The 18,704-nt window shown below is 71.5% G+C and carries 12 protein-coding genes; 7 read left to right on the plus strand and 5 right to left on the minus strand.

Annotated features, from left to right (window positions below; translation table 11 throughout):
- Positions 1-76: 76 nt before the first annotated feature.
- Positions 77-2,617: an ATP-dependent helicase HrpB gene (gene hrpB / locus ABZV34_RS18345; protein ID WP_356277163.1), complete on the plus strand. Its 2,541-nt coding sequence runs from the start codon at positions 77-79 to the stop codon at positions 2,615-2,617.
- On the opposite strand, the gene ABZV34_RS18350 is transcribed toward hrpB, so the two are convergent.
- From ABZV34_RS18350 to ABZV34_RS18360, 3 genes are all read right to left on the minus strand, one after another.
- Positions 2,607-3,599 (minus strand): DUF3068 domain-containing protein, encoded by a 993-nt coding sequence (locus ABZV34_RS18350; protein ID WP_356277166.1) that lies wholly within the window; start codon positions 3,597-3,599, stop codon positions 2,607-2,609. The genes hrpB and ABZV34_RS18350 overlap by 11 nt on opposite strands.
- A gap of 21 nt (positions 3,600-3,620) precedes the next feature.
- Entirely contained in the window at positions 3,621-3,755 is a 135-nt protein-coding gene (locus tag ABZV34_RS18355) for an SPW_0924 family protein (protein WP_356277169.1), read from the minus strand.
- 190 nt (positions 3,756-3,945) lie between these two features.
- Positions 3,946-5,688: a lytic transglycosylase domain-containing protein gene (locus ABZV34_RS18360; RefSeq protein ID WP_356277171.1), complete on the minus strand. Its 1,743-nt coding sequence runs from the start codon at positions 5,686-5,688 to the stop codon at positions 3,946-3,948.
- Between the two features lie 255 nt (positions 5,689-5,943).
- On the opposite strand from ABZV34_RS18360, the gene ABZV34_RS18365 reads away from it, so the two are divergent.
- On the plus strand, positions 5,944-6,798 hold the full coding sequence (locus ABZV34_RS18365) for a DUF4184 family protein (RefSeq protein WP_356277173.1): 855 nt from the start codon (positions 5,944-5,946) through the stop codon (positions 6,796-6,798).
- On the opposite strand, the gene ABZV34_RS18370 is transcribed toward ABZV34_RS18365, so the two are convergent.
- Both ABZV34_RS18370 and polA read right to left on the minus strand, forming a co-directional pair.
- Positions 6,719-7,564 (minus strand): hypothetical protein, encoded by an 846-nt coding sequence (locus ABZV34_RS18370; protein WP_356277175.1) that lies wholly within the window; start codon positions 7,562-7,564, stop codon positions 6,719-6,721. The two genes, ABZV34_RS18365 and ABZV34_RS18370, sit on opposite strands and share 80 nt — an antisense overlap.
- Positions 7,565-7,923: 359 nt before the next feature.
- Positions 7,924-10,650, minus strand: a complete 2,727-nt coding sequence (gene polA / locus ABZV34_RS18375; protein WP_356277177.1) for a DNA polymerase I — start codon at positions 10,648-10,650, stop codon at positions 7,924-7,926.
- A 123-nt stretch (positions 10,651-10,773) separates the two neighbouring features.
- Between polA and ABZV34_RS18380 the strand changes: the two genes are divergently transcribed.
- From ABZV34_RS18380 to ABZV34_RS18400, 5 genes are all read left to right on the plus strand, one after another.
- On the plus strand, positions 10,774-13,053 hold the full coding sequence (locus ABZV34_RS18380) for an FdhF/YdeP family oxidoreductase (protein WP_356277180.1): 2,280 nt from the start codon (positions 10,774-10,776) through the stop codon (positions 13,051-13,053).
- 54 nt (positions 13,054-13,107) lie between these two features.
- The gene (locus ABZV34_RS18385) at positions 13,108-13,596 is read left to right on the plus strand and encodes a hotdog fold thioesterase (protein WP_356277183.1); all 489 of its coding nucleotides are present in this window, start codon (positions 13,108-13,110) and stop codon (positions 13,594-13,596) included.
- A gap of 1,019 nt (positions 13,597-14,615) precedes the next feature.
- Entirely contained in the window at positions 14,616-15,836 is a 1,221-nt protein-coding gene (locus ABZV34_RS18390) for a branched-chain amino acid ABC transporter substrate-binding protein (RefSeq protein WP_356277185.1), read from the plus strand.
- A gap of 130 nt (positions 15,837-15,966) precedes the next feature.
- On the plus strand, positions 15,967-16,899 hold the full coding sequence (locus ABZV34_RS18395) for a branched-chain amino acid ABC transporter permease (protein WP_356277188.1): 933 nt from the start codon (positions 15,967-15,969) through the stop codon (positions 16,897-16,899).
- Between the two features lie 5 nt (positions 16,900-16,904).
- Positions 16,905-18,701, plus strand: a complete 1,797-nt coding sequence (locus ABZV34_RS18400; RefSeq protein ID WP_356277338.1) for a branched-chain amino acid ABC transporter permease — start codon at positions 16,905-16,907, stop codon at positions 18,699-18,701.
- The last annotated feature ends 3 nt before the right edge of the window (positions 18,702-18,704 follow it).

Below are 18,704 nucleotides of genomic sequence, written 5' to 3' on the forward strand. Positions count from 1 at the left end.
GTCCGTATACACCGCACGCGCGCGTGCGGTGCATACGCGCGCGAGGCGTGTTTGACGCTCGTACGAGACTGGGGGCGTGATCCGTACCGACGCCCTCGACCGGCTGCCCGTCCGCTCCGCCGTGCCCGCGCTGCGCGACGCCCTGGAGGAGCACGGCGCGGCGGTGCTGTGCGCCCCGCCGGGCACCGGCAAGACGACGCTCGTGCCGTTGGTTCTCGCCGGTCTCGTCGGCGGGGGCCCGGCGCGCCGGGTGCTGGTCGCCGAACCGCGGCGGATCGCGGCCCGGGCGGCGGCCCGGCGGATGGCGTGGCTGCTCGGCGAGCAGGTCGGCGGGAACGTGGGCTACACGGTGCGCGGGGAGCGGGTCGTGGGGCCACGCGCGCGCGTGGAGGTCGTCACGACGGGAGTGCTCCTCCAGCGCCTGCAGCGGGACCAGGAGCTCGCGGGCGTCGACGTGGTGGTCCTCGACGAGTGCCACGAACGGCATCTGGACGCCGACACGGTGGCGGCCTTCCTCCTGGACGTCCGGGCCGCGCTCCGGCCCGAACTGCGGCTCGTGGCCGCGTCCGCGACGACCGACGCCGAGGGCTGGGCCCGGCTGTTGGGCGGCGCGCCGGTCGTCGAGGCGCAGGGGGTCTCGTACCCGGTGGAGGTGGTCTGGGCGCCTCCGGCCCGGCCCGTACGCCCCCCGCACGGCATGCGGGTGGACCCCGCCCTGCTGGCGCACGTGGTGTCGGTGGTGCGACGGGCGCTGGCCGAACACGACGGGGACGTGCTGTGTTTCCTGCCCGGCGTGGGCGAGATCGCGCGGGTCGCCGGTCAGTTGGGAGACCTCGGCGGGACCGACGTGCTCCAGGTGCACGGGCGGGCGCCCGCGGCGGTGCAGGACGCGGTGCTCGCGCCGGGTACCGGGCGCCGGGTGGTCCTGGCCACCTCCGTCGCCGAGTCGTCGCTGACGGTGCCCGGAGTGCGGGTGGTCGTGGACTCGGGGCTCGCGCGCGAACCCCGGGTGGACCACGCGCGCGGGCTGAGCGCGCTGACGACCGTGCGGGCCGCGCAGGCGGCGGGGCGGCAACGGGCCGGGCGGGCCGGCCGTGAGGCACCGGGACGGGTGTACCGCTGCTGGTCCGAGGCGGAGGACGCTCGTCTCCCGCGCTTTCCCGCGCCGGAGATCAAGGTGGCCGACCTGACGGCGTTCGCCCTGCAGGCGGCCTGTTGGGGCGACCCGGAGGCGACCGGGCTGGCGCTGCTGGACCCGCCGCCGGCCGGCGCGATGGCGGCGGCGCGGTCCGTCCTGTCGGCGGTGGGCGCGGTGGACCCGGCGGGCCGGGCCACGCGGCGGGGTGTGCGCATGTCCCGGCTGGGCCTGCACCCACGGCTTGCCCGGGCGCTGCTGGACGCGGCACCCGAGGTCGGCGCGGACCGGGCGGCCGACGTGGTCGCCCTGCTGAGCGAGGAGCCGCCTCGGGAGTACGGGGACGATCTGGCGGCGGCCTGGCGGACGGCCAGGCGGGGCGGTGACGCCTACGCGGCGCGCTGGCGCACCGAGGCGCGCCGACTGCGTTCGGGCACCAGGGACGCGGCGGAGAAGGCGCCGAAGGGCCTGCCGGCGGACATGGCCGCGGAGGGCCGGGCCGGTCTCGGGGACGACCGCGTCGCCGGGCTGGTCGCCGCCCTCGCGTTCCCCGAGCGCCTCGCGCGGGCGCAGGGCGGCTCGTACCTGATGGTGAACGGGACCCGTGCCGACGTCGGCGACGGCTCCGCCCTGCGGGACGCGCCCTGGCTGGCCGTCGCCGTGGCCGACCGTCCCGTCGGCGCCGGGCACGCGCGCGTGCGGCTCGGAGCGGTGGTGGACGAGGGGACGGCTCGGCGCGCCGCCGCGAGCTTCGCCGCCGAGGGCGAGGAGGTCCACTGGTCCGAGGGCGATGTCGTCGCGCGCCGGGTCGAGCGGCTCGGGGCGGTGGAACTGACGGTGCGCCCGCTCAGGAACGCCGACCCCGGGCTCGTACGGGAGGCGCTGCTCGAGGGGCTGCGGGCGGACGGACTCGGGCTGCTGCGGTGGTCCCCGGACGCCGGGGCGCTGCGCCTGCGGCTCGCCTTTCTGCGGCTGCATCTCGGCGCGCCCTGGCCCGATGTCGGCGACGACGCGCTCCACGCGCGCGCGGCGGAGTGGCTGGAGCCGGAGCTGAGCCGCGCGCGGCGGCGGGCCGATCTGTCGCGGATCGACGCCGGGCAGGCCTTGGCGCGGCTGCTGCCCTGGGCCACCGGTGAGGCCGCCCGGCTGGAGGAGCTCGCGCCCGAGCGGATCGGGGTGCCCAGCGGGTCCAGGATCCGGGTCGACTACGGCAATCCCGAACAGCCCGTCCTCGCCGTCAAGTTGCAGGAGATGTTCGGCCTCCACGAGTCACCCGCCGTGGCCGGGGTGCCGGTACTCGTCCACCTGCTGTCGCCCGCGGGGCGGCCCGCCGCGGTCACCGCCGACCTGGCCTCCTTCTGGAAGGACGGCTACCGGGCGGTCCGGGCCGAACTGCGCGGCCGCTACCCCAAGCATCCGTGGCCCGAGGATCCGGCGGCCGCGGAGCCGACCCGTCATACGAACGCGCGGCTCAGGCGCTGACCGGCTCGGACCGTTCGGCCCGGTCGGGGGCGGGATCGTCCGGGCGGCGGTAGCGCGCCTCCAGGTAGAGGGAGAGAGACAGCAGGACGGCGCCCAGGAGCAGCAGACCCCAGGGGAGATAGGAGGTCATCAGCAGGACCAGGGTGCGGTTGGACTTGACCAGGGCGACGGTGTGTTCGATGTAGTCCTCGCGCATCTTCACGTGCCCGGAGAAGGCGGTCACCTTGGCGCGGCCGCCGAGCAGGGTGCCGCCGCGCAGTTCCTCCTTGTGGATCTCCTCGCCGTAGACGGGTGCCCCGGTGACCGGTTCGACCCAGAACCTGCGGACGGTCGTGTACCAGCGTGTCGTGCCGGTCTCGGCCACCGACCGCGCGGTGATGCCCCGGACGGGCATGACCTTGGGGAACGCGACCTTCGTCCAGGGGATCGTCTGCTCGAAGTAGTAGACCTCGACGCCGCGGAAGGTCCGGGTGCCCTCGTAGTGGATGGGGGCCGAGGTACGGGTCTGCGCGTCGAAGTACTCGTAGTCGCGCTTCTCCGTCCGGAAGGGCCACTTGAACTCGATGCCGTCGCGCCGGACGGGGTCGCCGTCGACCGACTCGCCGGTCGCGTGGACGGGTTCCTGGGTGTGGGCGTCGAAGATGTAGCGCTCGGGGAGCTTGGAGACCATCTTCCCGTCGGGGCCCTGCACATAGGAGAGGGAGTCCCAGACGACGACGTCGCGGCCCGCCGTCCGCTCGATCCGGTCGGAGGCCTCGACGTTGCCCTTGAGGGTCTGCACGACGGTGACCTCGGGGACTTTCTTCGCCTTCATGGTGCCGTAGTCGAGCAGGGTCGCGTCCTTCGCCTCCAGGACCATGTCCTGGTACTGGCCGGCGGGGATCTTGGCCACCCGCGGGAAGACGTACCAGCGCAGCAGCGGGGACAGCGCCGCGCAGAACACGGCGAGGGCGAGCAGGATCAGGCTGGCCTTGCGGCGCATCTGGGCGGCCCTCCCGGCTGGTTACGGATGCTTGGGGACGGTGGTGAGCAGCGGCTTCGGTGACGTCCCGCCGGCCGGTGAGCCCATGGCGGTGATGGTGAACACCAGGACGAGCGCCACGGTGAGACCGGTCGCGGCGGCGATGAGGGCACGCATGCGGGCCTCCCGTGAGCCTGGAACTGATGCATCGTCAGGTCGGGCACCGTAGCAACGGCGGCCCGAGATGAGAACAGGTCGCGCACACGACGAGGGCGCCCCTCCGCCGGAAGCGGAGGGGCGCCCTGGTGGCGCGGGGGCCGCACATGGCCCTGGCGGCCCTGGTGGGCCCACGCGGAGTCGTGCCGGACTACGGCGTGGCCGTGCTCGACGGTGAGGCCGTGGCGGACGGCGTGGCCGTGGCGGCCGGGGCCACCGTCAGTTCGACCGTCAGCGTCGCACCGCCCGCGGTGGTGACGCGGAGCAGGAACGTGCCGGCCGTGTCGTCCGCGTACAGCTTGGGGAGCCTGAGCGTGCCGTCGGCGTCGGTCGTGAGGTCCGCGAGGGTGCGGACCGTCTTGCCGTCCGCGTCCTTGAAGTACGGGCCCTTGTCGTTCTCGGTCGCGTCGACCGCCGAGCTCACGAGCGTGGCGGTGGCCGCGACCTTCCCGGCGGCGGCACCCTTGTAGGTGGCCTTGAGCTGGACCTGGTCGGCGAACTCGCCGCCCGCCACGCAGGTCAGCGCGGTGTCGCCGGTGCGGGTCAGGGCGTCGGCCTGGCGCGGGGTGACGGTCGCCGCGTAGTCGAGGCCGCCCAGGGTGCGGCCCACGACGGTGGCGCGGACCGTGAAGCCGCCGGCCTTCTCGCCCGCCACGAGCGCGGGCGCGGTCGCCGCGCCTTTGCTGTCGGTGACGAGCGTGGCGACGCTCTCGCCGCCGGTGAAGGTGGCGTCCGTGTCCCCGACGATCAGGAACCGGACGCGGACCTTCGCGACCGCCTTGCCCGCCTTGGTCTCGGTGCGCACCGCGACCTTGGTGCCGAAGGACTGGCCCGCCGTCGCGGTGAGCTTCCCGGTGCCCGCGTCCTCCAGGTGATCCACCGTCTCGGTGGGCGTGGGCAGCGTGGGAGGCGGCGAGGTCGAGGGGGAACCGGGCGCGGACGGGCTCGAGGGGCTCGTCGGACCGCCGCCCGGCTTGGAGGTGCCCGGCTTCGAGCCGGGCCTGGAGGGCGACGGGTCCGGGCTCGCCGTGGAGTCGCCGCTGTTGTGCGAGGGCAGGGTGCCCGTGCCGTCCGGGACCTCGTGGGTGCCCTTGCGGTAGTACTCCAGCCACGACAGCACCGTGTTGAGATAGGCCGTCGAGTTGTTGTAACTGAGGATCGCCGCGTTCAGGTGCGCCTGCACGGACAGGTCACGGCCGGCCCGGCACAGGTAGTGACCGGCCGCGAGTGCCGCGTCGTAGACGTTGTTGGGGTCCTTCTTGCCGTCGCCGTTGCCGTCACGGCCCGCCCACGCCCAGGTGGAGGGGATGAACTGCATGGGGCCCACGGCACGGTCGTACGCGCTGTCGCCGTCGTACGCGCCGTTGTCGGTGTCGGCTATGAGCGCGAAGCCGTTGCCGTCGAGCTTGGGGCCGAGGATCGGCGAGTACGTCGTGCCGTTCGCGTCGACTCGGCCGCCGCGCGCCTGCCCGGACTCGACCTTGCCGATGGCCGCGAGGAGTTGCCAGGGCAGATTGCAGCCCGGCTTGGACCCGCGCAGCGAGGTCTCGGCCTTCTTGTAGGCGTCGAGCACGGTCGCCGGTATGCCGGCCTCGGCCTCACCCACGCCCACGCCCACCGAGACGGGGGCGCCGATGGTCGGCGTCGGGCTCGGGTTCGGACTCTTCAGCGGCGGCAGGTCGGTGTAGTAGGGCGAGTTACCGGTCGCCCCGCCCTCACCGCCGCCCTCACCGCTGGTGCTCGCGTCGGCCGAGGGCTGGGCGCCCGCCGCCTGTCTGCCGAGGTCCGCGGTGGCCACTCCGGGTGCCTGGGAAGCGGACAGGGCCGCGACTGCTGCCGCGGCCACGGCGGTGGACGCCGCTCCCTTGCGCAGTCTGCCGAAATGCGCCGACATTGAGTGAGCCCCTCCCGTGGACGACCGCCCGCGCTCCGCGCGTTCGCTGGCACTGTGACGCAGGTGACCCTACGACAACTTCCGTCGCCAGGGCACCCGTTCGCGCCCGATTTTCACCGGTTGGCCATGTTCGATTGTCCCCCGGGACACCTACCCCGAGCGGCCCGTCCGTGCCTTCTCACGCGTCTCTCATAATGGCCTTCGATGATCACCGAGGGCGACGCCTTCGCACGACATCAGTCACAGGGGGACGTTTTGCCTTTCACTCTCAGCCACGCGGCGGCCGTACTGCCCGCCGTGCGGGGCGACGGAAGCGGCCGGAGCCGACTGGTGCCGGCGGTCCTGGTGGCCGGCTCCTTCGCTCCCGACATGACCTACTACGCGGCGAGTGCCGTACCCGGAGCGATGGAATTCGGCGAGTTCACGCACTCGTTCACCGGTGTCCTCACCTTCGACGTCCTGGTCGCCTGGACCCTCGTGGGCGTCTGGCTGATCCTGCGCGAGCCGCTGGTGGCCCTGCTGCCGCGCACCCGTCAGGGGCGCCTCGCCGGGCTGCTGCGCTGTGGGACGGCCCGCCGGGAGCCCGGCGCGTCCCTGGCGCTGTGGTGGTACGCGTCGGCGGCGCTCGGCGCGCTGACGCACGTCGTGTGGGACGCGTTCACGCACCACGACCGGTGGGGGGTGCGACTGCTGCCCGCGCTGGGACGGGACGTCGGAGGCACACCCCTGTTCACGTACGCGCAGTACGGCACTTCGATGGCGGCGGCCGTGGTGATCACGCTCTTCGTGGTCGTCGCGCTGCGGCGGACACCGCCGGGCGAGCCGGTGGGGGTGCCGGCGCTGTCGCGTGCCGACCGGTGGCTCGCCGCCGCCGTGGTCGGCGGCTGCGCGGTCGTCGCCGCCGCGCAGCGGGCCGCGCGCTGGTGGGTCTACCAGGGCTCCGACGCGAAACCGTGGGAACTGATCCCGACGCTGTGCTTCGGCGCGGGCGCGGGTCTCGTCCTCGGCCTCGCGCTGTACGCCGTCGGTGTCAGGGTGTGGCGTCCCGCCCCGGATCGTCCCGGCCGGGCAGCCACGCGTACGGAGCCGAACCGTCCTGCACCCCGCTGAACCCGCTCCGCGGGGCCGGGCCCCGCACGCGGCCGCGCCCCTGGCCCAGGCCACGGTGGACGGCGCGGGCGAAGCGCCCGATGGTGCGGGCTCCGTGCGCCGTCGTCGGGTTGTCGTGCGACAGGACGACGATGCGGCAGGTTCTGCCGGTGCCCGTGAACGCGCCGACACTGTGCACCCGCCAGCCTTGCGCGGGCCGGGGCGGCGGGCCGTTCTCCCGGTGCGCCCCCGGCCCGCCCGGCGTCCCGCCGGGGCCGGGGCGGCGGGCCTCACCGCGGGCGTGGCCGACAAGGTCCGTGCCGAGGGCGCGGGTCCTCAGGAGGGAGCGGGAGCCCGCGACGACGTCCGGCAGACGCAGGGCCCCGAGACAGTCCGTGACGGTGACCAGGGGCCGCAGGGCGGCGATCTCCCATCGGTCCAGGGTGTGCCGGAGCCACTCCGACCGGAGCGCGGTGCGCCCCACGGCGGTGGCCTCGGAGCGGGTCTCCATGTCGTAGTCGTACTGGCACTCGCTCGCGAGGTCGCAGGTCGCGCCCGCGCCGTCGGCGCGGGGCCGCGGGGTGGGGCTGTCCGGCTGTGCGACCGGTGCCGCCCCGGCGTCACGGGACGCGGGTGCGGCGAGCCGGGGCACCCGGCCGGAGCCGCGGGCCGCCGGGGGTGTCTGAGCGGTGCTCGCGCTCACGGCCACCGCGGGCACCGGCGCGGACAGCGCGGGGACGACGCCCGTGGGGAGGACCGTGCGGCGGTGGAGTATGCGTATACCCATGCCCGCATCCTCGCGGTCCCCTCGCGCGGGGGGCGTCTTTGCGAGGGCCACGCGGGTGACGGCCCCTGCGAGGGTCGAGGAGGAGACGGCGGGGCCCTGACTCCCCGAGCCCCGTCCGGGTCCCCGGGCTCCCGGGTCTCCTGATCTCCTCCGGGCTTCCGGGCTTCCGGGCTTCCGGGCTTCCGGGATTTTGGGCTTCCGGGCTTCCGGGCTTCCGGGCTTCCGGGCTTCCGGGCTTTTGGGCCTCCAGCCGGTGTCGCGGCGGAGCGGGGCCCGGCACCAGGTGGTACCAGGCCCCGCACCGCTGACGGCGCGGCCCCCGGACCCGCGGTCACCGAGAACCCCGGTCGCCGAAGAAGCTAGTGGGCCGCCGACTCCCAGTCGGCTCCCGAGCCGACGGAGACATCGAGCGGAGCACGGAGATCGACGGCGGACGCCATCTCACGACGGAGAAGCTCCTCGGTCCTCTCGCGCTCCCCCGGGGCGATCTCCAGGACGATTTCGTCGTGGACCTGGAGAAGCATGCGGGACTTCAGACCGGCCTCGCGCAGCGCCCGGTCGACGTTCAGCATCGCGATCTTGACGATGTCCGCGGCCGTGCCCTGGATCGGTGCGTTCAGTGCCATGCGCTCGGCCGTCTCGCGACGCTGACGGTTGTCGCTGTTCAGGTCGGGCAGATAACGGCGCCGCCCGAAGAGGGTCTCCGTGTACCCGGTGGCACGCGCCTCGTCCACGACCCGGCGCAGATAGTCGCGGACACCGCCGAAGCGCTCGAAGTACGTTTCCATCAGGGCCCGTGCCTCGCCCGCGTCGATGTTCAGCTGCTGGGACAGACCGAACGCCGACAGCCCGTAGGCCAGGCCGTACGACATGGCCTTGATCTTGCGTCGCATCTCCGCGTCGACCGCCGGGCGCTCGACCGAGAACACCTGGGACGCCACCGTCGTGTGCAGGTCCTCGCCCGACGCGAACGCCTCGAGCAGGCCCTCGTCCTCGGACAGGTGGGCCATCACCCGCAGCTCGATCTGGCTGTAGTCCGCGGTCATCAGCGACTCGAAGCCCTCACCGACCACGAAGCCGCGGCGGATCGCGCGGCCCTCCTCCGTACGCACCGGGATGTTCTGCAGGTTCGGGTCCACCGACGACAGACGGCCCGTCGCCGCCACCGTCTGGTTGAAGGTGGTGTGGATCCGGCCGTCGGCGGCGATCGTCTTGATCAGGCCCTCGACGGTCACGCGCAGCTTCGCCTGCTCGCGGTGGCGGAGCATGATGACGGGCAGCTCGTGGTCGGTCCGGGTGGCCAGCCAGGCCAGCGCGTCCGCGTCCGTCGTGTAACCCGTCTTCGTCTTCTTCGTCTTGGGCAGATCGAGCTCCCCGAAGAAGACCTCCTGGAGCTGCTTGGGCGAGCCGAGGTTGAACTCGTGGCCCACGGAGGCGTGCGCCTCCTTCACCGCCTGCTGCACGGCGGCGCCGAACATCTGCTCCATGGCTTCCAGGTGCGCCCGGTCGGCCGCGATGCCGAACCGCTCCAGGCGCGCCAGCAGCGCCGACGTGGGCAGCTCCATGTCCCGCAGCAGATCGGCCGCGCCGACCTCCGGCAGCTTCTCGTCGAACGCCTCGCCGAGGTCGAGGATCGTGCGGGCCTGCGCCATCAGCGCCTCGGCCTCGGCCCCGTCGTCCGCGCCGAAGGCCAGCTGCCCGTCGGCCGCCGCGGCCGGACCCAGCTCCCGCCCCAGATACTCCAGCGACAGCGCGTCCAACGCGAAGGAACGACGGCCCGGCTTGACCAGATAGGCGGCGAGCGCGGTGTCCATGGACACGCCCCCGACGCTCCAGCCGTGCTCGGCGAAGACCCGCATCACACCCTTGGCGTTGTGCAGCACCTTGGGCTTCCCGGGATCGGCCAGCCACTTCGCGAACGCGTTCTCGTCGCCCTCGTCCAGCTCCGCGGGGTCGAACCAGGCGGCCGCCCCCTCCGCCGCGGCGAGCGCGATCTCCGTCACCGAGCCGGCGCCCAGCGCCCACGCGTCGACCGTGGCCAGACCCAGGACCGCGGTGCCGTGCTCGGCGAGCCACGGCTTCAGCTCGCCCGCGCCCAGCACCGCGCCGTCCACCTCGACACCGGCGACGACCGGCGCCGCCGCCTCGGCCTCCAGCGCCCCCGGGTCGACGGCGAACAGCCGCTCACGCAGCGAGGGGTTACGGATCTCCAGGGTGTCCAGGACCATCGTCACGGCCGTACGGTCGTACGCCGCGCGCTCCAGATCCGTGACCGCCCTCGGCAGCTCCACGTCCTTCACCATCTCCGTGAGACGGCGGTTGAGCCGCACCGCCTCCAGGTGGTCACGGAGATTCTGGCCGGCCTTGCCCTTCACCTCGTCGACGCGCTCGACCAGCTCCGCGAACGAACCGAACTGGTTGATCCACTTCGCGGCCGTCTTCTCACCGACACCGGGAATGCCCGGCAGGTTGTCCGACGGGTCGCCGCGCAGCGCCGCGAAGTCGGGGTACTGCGCCGGCGTCAACCCGTACTTCTCGACGACCTTCTCCGGGGTGAACCGGGTCAGCTCGGAGACACCCTTCGTCGGGTACAGGACCGTCGTGTGCTCCGAGACCAGCTGGAAGGAGTCACGGTCGCCGGTGACGATCAGGACCTCGAAACCCTCCGCCTCGGCCTGCGTGGCGAGCGTGGCGATGATGTCGTCGGCCTCGAAGCCGTCCACCGCGAACCGCTGCGCGTGCATCGCGTCCAGCAGCTCACCGATCAGCTCGACCTGGCCCTTGAACTCGTCCGGGGTCTTCGACCTGTTCGCCTTGTACTCCGTGAACTCCTCGGAGCGCCAGGTCTTGCGCGAGACGTCGAACGCCACCGCGAAATGCGTGGGCGCCTCGTCACGCAGCGTGTTCGCCAGCATCGACGCGAAACCGTAGATCGCGTTCGTCGGCTGGCCGCTCGCGGTCGTGAAGTTCTCCGCGGGCAGCGCGAAGAACGCGCGGTACGCCAACGAGTGCCCATCCATGAGCATCAGTCGCGGACGGCTCGTACCTGCGGTCTTCTCGGTCTTCTTCGATGCTGTTTCTGCCACGCCCCCGATCCTGCCACGCCCCACTGACAGCGCGGACCGTCCGGGACCGGCCGCACATGTCGTCGCCACCGCGTGCGAGGATCGAACAGGTACCGCACACAGGCACGCGAAAGGGGTTCGGCGATGGCCGGCAAGCCTCCCAAGAGCGATCCGGTTCAGGACGCGCCGCAGATCGCCGAACCGAAGCACACCGCGGCCGGACTGCCCGCGATCGGGCACACCCTGCGGATCGCCCAGCAGCAGATGGGCGTGCGCCGCACCGCGCTCACCCTGCTCAGGGTCAACCAGAAGGACGGCTTCGACTGCCCCGGCTGTGCCTGGCCCGAACCGGAGCACCGTCACACGGCGGAGTTCTGCGAGAACGGCGCGAAGGCGGTCGCCGAGGAGGCGACCCTGCGCCGGGTCACCCCCGAGTTCTTCGCCGAGCACCCCGTCACCGACCTCGCCGGCCGCAGCGGCTACTGGCTCGGACAGCAGGGCCGCCTCACCCACCCCATGTACCTGCCCGCGGGCGCCGACCACTACGAGCCGGTGACCTGGGAGCGCGCCTTCGACATCGTCGCCGAGGAGCTCACCGCCCTCGCCTCCCCCGACGAGGCCCTCTTCTACACCTCCGGACGCACGAGCAACGAGGCCGCCTTCCTCTACCAGCTCTTCGCCCGCGAACTCGGCACGAACAACCTTCCCGACTGCTCGAACATGTGCCACGAGTCCTCGGGATCCGCGCTCTCCGAGACCATAGGCGTCGGCAAGGGCAGCGTCCTGCTCGACGACCTCCACCAGGCGGACCTGATCATCGTCGCCGGGCAGAACCCCGGCACGAACCACCCCCGCATGCTCTCCGCCCTGGAGAAGGCCAAGGCCAACGGCGCGAAGATCATCAGCGTGAACCCGCTCCCCGAAGCGGGCCTGGAGCGCTTCAAGAACCCGCAGACCCCGCAGGGCATGCTCAAGGGCGCCGCCCTCACCGACCTGTTCCTGCAGATTCGCCTCGGCGGCGACCAGGCACTCTTCCGCCTCCTGAACAAGCTCGTCCTGGACACGGAGGGCGCCGTCGACCAGGAGTTCGTCGCCGAGCACACCCACGGGTACGAGGAGTTCGCGGCCGCCGCCCGCGCCGCCGACTGGGACGAGACGCTCACCGCGACCGGCCTCACCCGCGCGAAGATCGACGAAGCCCTAGCCATGGTCCTCGCCTCGCAGCGCACCATCGTCTGCTGGGCCATGGGCCTCACCCAGCACAAGCACTCCGTGCCGACGATCCGCGAAGTCGTCAACTTCCTGCTGCTGCGCGGCAACATCGGCCGCCCCGGCGCGGGCGTCTGCCCGGTCCGCGGCCACTCGAACGTGCAGGGCGACCGCACCATGGGCATCTTCGAGCGCCCCGCCCCGGCCTTCCTGGACGCCCTGGAGAAGGAGTTCGGCTTCGCCCCACCCCGCGAACACGGATACGACGTCGTCCGGGCCATCCGCGCCCTGCGCGACGGCGACGCCAAGGTCTTCTTCGCCATGGGCGGCAACTTCGTCTCCGCGTCCCCCGACACCGAGGTCACCGAGGCCGCCATGCGCCGCGCCCGCCTCACCGTGCACGTGTCGACGAAACTCAACCGTTCGCACGTCGTCACCGGCGCGCGCGCCCTGATCCTGCCCACCCTCGGCCGCACCGAACGCGACCTCCAGGGCGGCGGCGAGCAGTTCGTCACCGTCGAGGACTCCATGGGCATGGTCCACGCCTCACGCGGCCGCCTGCGGCCCGCGAGCACCCACCTGCTGTCCGAACCGGCCATCGTGTGCCGCCTCGCCCGCCGCGTGCTCGGCGACGACTCCCACACCCCCTGGGAGGAGTTCGAGAAGGACTACGCGACCGTCCGTGACCGCATAGCGCGCGTCATACCCGGCTTCGAGGACTTCAACGCGCGCGTGGCCGACCCCTCGGGATTCGCCCTCCCGCACGCCCCACGCGACGAACGCCGCTTCCCGACCGCCACGGGCAAGGCCAACTTCACCGCCGCGCCCGTCGAGTACCCGAAACTCCCCGAGGGCCGCCTGCTGCTGCAGACCCTGCGCTCGCACGACCAGTACAACACCACGATCTACGGCCTGGACGACCGCTACCGGGGCATCAAGAACGGCCGCCGGGTCGTCCTGGTCAACCCCGAGGACGCGCGCGCTCTCGGCGTCGCCGACGGCTCGTACGTCGATCTGGTCAGCGAGTGGCGGGACGGCGTCGAGCGGCGCGCCCCCGGCTTCCGTGTCGTGCACTACCCGACCGCCCTCGGCTGCGCGGCCTCCTACTACCCGGAGACGAACGTCCTCGTCCCGCTCGACTCCACCGCCGACACCAGCAACACCCCGGCCAGCAAGTCCGTCGTGGTCCGTCTGGAACAATCGGCCACCGACTGAGCGTTCGCTCAGGAAGTCAGCCAGAGAGATCCACGACGATCGGAGCCGGCCCCCATGGGCGAGCAGAGCCACGTGAAGTTCCCGCAAGAGATCCTCGACGAGTACGCCGCGCTCGGCGTCGACCTGCCCGCCCTCTTCTCGGCGGGCCACCTCGGCACCCGCATGGGCGTACAGATCGTCGAGGCCTCCGCGGACCGGGTCGTCGGCACCATGCCCGTGGAGGGCAACACCCAGCCGTACGGACTCCTGCACGGCGGCGCGTCCGCCGTCCTCGCCGAGACCCTCGGCTCCGTCGGCTCCATGCTGCACGGCGGCAGCACCAAGATCGCCGTCGGCGTCGACCTGAACTGCACCCACCACCGCGGGGCGCGCTCCGGCCTCGTCACGGGCGTGGCCACACCCGTCCACCGGGGGCGCTCCACGGCCACGTACGAGATCGTCATCACGGACGAGGACGGCAAGCGCGTGTGCACCGCTCGACTGACCTGTCTGCTCCGGGACGTGAGGCCCGGCGACGAACAGCACGTGCGTTCCCAGGGCTGACGCCCGACCGCGCACGAACGCCGGATCCCGCCGCCCGCCGCCGCCCGCCGCACAGGCGGACGGCGGACAGACAGGACCGGCAGAAGGACAGAACGGGCGGACAGGGCGGGCGGACAGGCAGTGGGGCCCGCCCGACACACGTACGGACGTAGCTGACAGGTACGAATGCGGCCGGCCGGCGCGACCACGGCCGAGTCGGCACGGCACGGCGGGAGTTGAACCCTCACCCCGCCGTCTCGACCAGCCCGCCCGGCCGGCCCTCCCCGGAGCCGGCCGGACGCGCGCCCCGCCCGCACCCCTGCCGCGACCACCCCCTCCACGCCCACCACTCCCCCAAGGCGCCGCCGCCTCACGGAACATGGGCCGCGCCGACGCCAAGTCAGCCCGGACGAGGCCGAGTCCAAGGCCACCCACCCCGACTCGGCCCACCCACAACCCCGTTGCGACGTATCCACCGCATACGGGACCACCACCACCTTCGCCGGACTTCAGGCCCGGACCCCACCGCACGCGCCCTTTACCGCGCACGCCGGGACAACCCACCGGATCACGGTCCACACCTCCGTGACCGAGCGTTCCGGACTCCCCCTCGACGCCGAACCTCCCGGCCCCCGACGTGACGCTGCGTAACATGCACGCAATACAGCACGGGAGTTCACCCCTCGAAGGCCAGTACTCCAAGGATCTTTCCCCGCCCCTCCGCGCGACCTGCGACGCCTTCCCACCCTGACGCTCACCCACGCACAACCGGAAGTGCGAATTCTCAACATGTGGACTTCGCCGAATCTCCGCCAAACCGGCCGAGAGCACCCTTCCTCGAAGCTCACCAACCAGCACGTCATAACAAGAAAGTCACAAGCCAGCCCACCACGATGCCGGGGCCCACAGACAGGCTTAGAGTCACGGCCAGTCACCGCGCCGCCGGGCGCGTCTGCTAGCACGGCATCTGTACCACCAGTACGGCCCGGCGAGACTCACAGCAGCTCAGCCGAGCTGTTGCGCCAGGGAGAGGAATCATCGTGCGACACCGTTCTTTGGTCATACTCACCTCCGTGCTCACCACAGGAGCACTCACGCTGACCGCCTGCGGTTCGCGCGACGACGGTGGCAACAAGGACAGCGGCAAGAAGACCGAGATCATCATCGGCGTCGACGCCCCGCTGACCGGTCAGAACTCCGCCACGGGTCTCGGCATCCAGGGCGGCGTCCAGATCGCCGTCGACGACGCCAACAAGAACAACACCGTTCCCGGCGTGACCTTCAAGGTCCAGGCGCTCGACGACAAGGCGATCCCGGCCAGCGGCCAGCAGAACGCCACCGCCCTCGTCGGCAACGACAAGGTGCTCGGCGTCGTCGGCCCGCTCAACTCCGGTGTCGCCACCCAGATGCAGCAGGTCTTCGCGACCGCCGGCCTGGTCGAGATCTCGCCGTCCAACACGGCGCCCGAACTCACCCAGGGCAAGAACTGGCAGACGTCGAAGTCCCGCCCGTTCAAGACGTACTTCCGCACCGCCACCACCGACGCCCTCCAGGGCGGCTTCGCGGCCGAGTACGCGACCACGACGCTGAAGAAGAAGAACGTCTTCGTCGTCGACGACAAGCAGACCTACGGCGCCGGCCTCGCCAAGCTGTTCAAGGCCGGCTTCACCAAGGGCGGCGGCAAGGTCGCGGGCGAGGACCACGTCAACACCGGCGACACGGACTTCTCCGCCCTCGTCACCAAGATCAAGAACTCCAAGGCCGACCTCGTCTACTACGGCGGCCAGTACGACGAGTCCGAGAAGCTCACCAAGCAGCTCAAGGACGGCGGCGCCAAGGTCCCGGTGTTCGGCGGCGACGGCATGTTCAGCGACACCTACATCCAGACCGCCGGCAAGACCTCCGAGGGCGACCTCGTCACCTCGGTCGGCCAGCCCGTCGACTCCCTGGCCTCCGCCGCGGACTTCATCAAGAAGTACAAGGCCTCCGGCCTCAAGGGCGACTACGGCACCTACGGCGGTTACTCCTACGACGCCGCCACCGCCATCATCAAGGCGATCGGCAACGTCGTGAAGGACGGCAAGATCCCCGACGGCGCCCGCGCCAAGATCGTGGACGAGGTCCAGAAGACGAAGTTCGACGGCATCGCCGGCCCCGTCTCCTTCGACGAGTTCGGTGACACCACCAACAAGCAGCTCACCGTCTACCAGGTCGTCGCCGGCAAGTGGAAGGCCGTGAAGAGCGGCACGTTCAGCGGCTGATCAGATCTGATCCCATCGGATCCGATCCGCCGTCAGCACAACCCCAGGGCCGCGCGGCCTCGACCACACGTCACCGCGCGGCCCGCTCCATACTCCCGTTCACTCTCCCCACCCACATGGAGGCCACGCGGTGAACACCCTGCCGCAGCAGCTGGCCAACGGGCTGTTCCTCGGCTCGATGTACGGGCTGATCGCCATCGGCTACACGATGGTGTACGGCATCGTCCAGCTCATCAACTTCGCCCACGGCGAGATCTTCATGACCGGAGGCTTCGGCGCACTCTCGGTCTACCTCTACGTCCTGCCCGACGGCACATCCATGTGGATAGCCCTACCGGCGATGCTCATCGGCGGAGGCCTCGTCGCCGTCCTGATCGCCGTCGGGGCGGAACGGTTCGCCTACCGTCCACTGCGCGGCGCACCACGCCTCGCACCCCTCATCACCGCCATCGGCCTCTCCCTCGCACTCCAGCAGGCCGTCTTCAACTGGTACCCGAACGCCAAGACCGACCGCAAGTTCCCCCAACTCGACTTCGGCCCCTGGCACCTCGGCTCCATCAGCGTCCAGAGCGGCTCCGTCTTCGTCATCATCGCCGCCCCCCTCTGCATGGCGGCCCTCGCCCTCTTCGTCCGCATGTCCCGCACCGGCCGCGCCATGCAGGCCACCGCCCAGGACCCGGACACCGCCCAGCTCATGGGCATCGACACCAACAAGATCATCGTGATCGCCTTCGCGATCGGCGGCTTCTTCGCCGCCGTCGCCGCCATCTCCTACGGCCTGCGCTACGGAACCATCCAGTACAACATGGGCTTCCAGATGGGCCTCAAGGCCTTCACCGCGGCCGTCCTCGGCGGCATCGGCAACATCTACGGCGCCATGATCGGCGGCCTCGTCCTCGGCCTCGCCGAAACCATGGCCACCTCCTACATCGACGGCATCCCCGGCATGCAGCAGCTCGGCGGCGGCGGCTGGTCCTCCGTCTGGGCCTTCGTCCTCCTCATCCTCGTACTGCTGTTCAGACCACAGGGTCTGGTCGGCGAACGCGTCGCGGACAGGGCGTGAGCACCATGGCAACCACCGAGAACACCGCAGAGAACACCACCGGGGCCACCGCACCCACGACCGGCCTGATCGCGCTCCCCCAGACGGCCGCCCGCGTCCTCATCGCCGTCGGCGCCATCGGCACCATCGCCAGCACCTTCATGTCGTGGACCTACACCGCCGACTTCCCCGGCGACCTCACCTACTACGGCTCCCCCGCCGGCCTCCAGGTCCTCGACCTCGTCGCGGGCGCCCTGGCACTCCTCTTCGCGCTCACCCACTACGGCATCCGCGGACTGCGCTGGCTCAACCCGGCCGCCGCCACCGCACCGGTCGTCCTCGCCACCGCCTCCGCGTTCGCCATCAGCTGGTTCAGCGCCATCGCCATCGCCGTCGACCTCAAGGGCCTCGTCGCCCTCGACCCCGGCGCCTACGTCGCGGCCATCGCCTCCCTCATCGCCCTCCTCGGCGCCCTGGCACTCCCCAAGCCCGGTGACACCTTCAAGGACTACGTCACCAAACCCGAACACCTCCCCACCGCCACGGCACTCCCCGCCTGGGGCGAACGCCTCGTCATCACCGGCGCCACCGCCGTCGCACTGATCGTCTTCACCTACGGCATCGGCGTCGACCCCGACGCCAGCGAGACCTTCATCGGCTACCTGCTGCTCGTCGTCCTCGGCGTCTGGGCCCTCCAAGCCGCCGGACTCTTCGACCGCTTCGCCCAACTCAACGCCCAGCACAAGGGATTCGCCACCTCCATGGCGTTCCTCGCCGCGGCGATCTTCCCCTTCGTCGAGAACGACGAACACAACGCCAACCTCGGCGTGAACATCCTCGTCGTCGCCACCGTCGCCCTCGGCCTCAACATCGTCGTCGGCCTCACCGGACTCCTCGACCTCGGATACGTCGCCTTCCTCGGCGTCGGCGCCTACGCCGCAGCCCTCGTCTCCGGCTCCGAGTTCTCCCGCTTCTCCGGCGTCCAGTTCCCCTTCTGGGCCGCCATGCTCACCGGCATGGCAGCGTCGCTCGTCTTCGGCGTCCTCATCGGCGCCCCCACCCTGCGACTGCGCGGCGACTACCTCGCCATCGTCACCCTCGGCTTCGGAGAGATCTTCCGCATCACCGTCAACAACCTCGACGGCTCCTCCGGACCCAACCTCACCAACGGCCCCAACGGCATCTCGATGATCCCGGACCTCGACATCTTCGGGTTCAACTTCGGCAACGCCCACGAAATCGGCTCACTCACCCTCGGCCGCTTCGCCAACTACTTCCTGCTGATGCTGATCATCACCGGCATCGTCGTGATCGTCTTCAACCGCGCCGCCGACTCCCGTATCGGACGCTCCTGGATCGCCATCCGCGAGGACGAGACCGCCGCCACCGCCATGGGCATCAACGGCTTCCGGGTCAAGCTCATCGCCTTCGCACTCGGCGCCTCCCTCGCCGGCCTCGCCGGCACCGTCAGCGCCCACGTCGGCTACAGCGTCAACCCGGCCCCGTACCAGTTCGCCGGCTCCGTACCCCCGAACTCCGCGTTCCTGCTCGCCGCGGTCGTCCTCGGCGGCATGGGCACCGTCAACGGACCCATCCTCGGCGCCACCCTGCTCTACCTCCTCCCCGAGAAGCTCGGCTTCCTGAAGGAGTACCAGCTCTTCGCCTTCGGCCTCGCGCTCGTCATCCTCATGCGCTTCCGCCCCGAGGGCATCATCGCCAACCGTCGCCGCCAACTCGAGTTCCACGAGGCCGACGAGACCATCGACATCCCCGAACAGGGCCTTCCCGACTCCACCGTCGGCGTCACCAAGGCAGGGGCGTGACCC

This window comes from Streptomyces sp. NPDC005195 (assembly GCF_040608315.1).
Taxonomy (GTDB): domain Bacteria; phylum Actinomycetota; class Actinomycetes; order Streptomycetales; family Streptomycetaceae; genus Streptomyces; species Streptomyces kaempferi.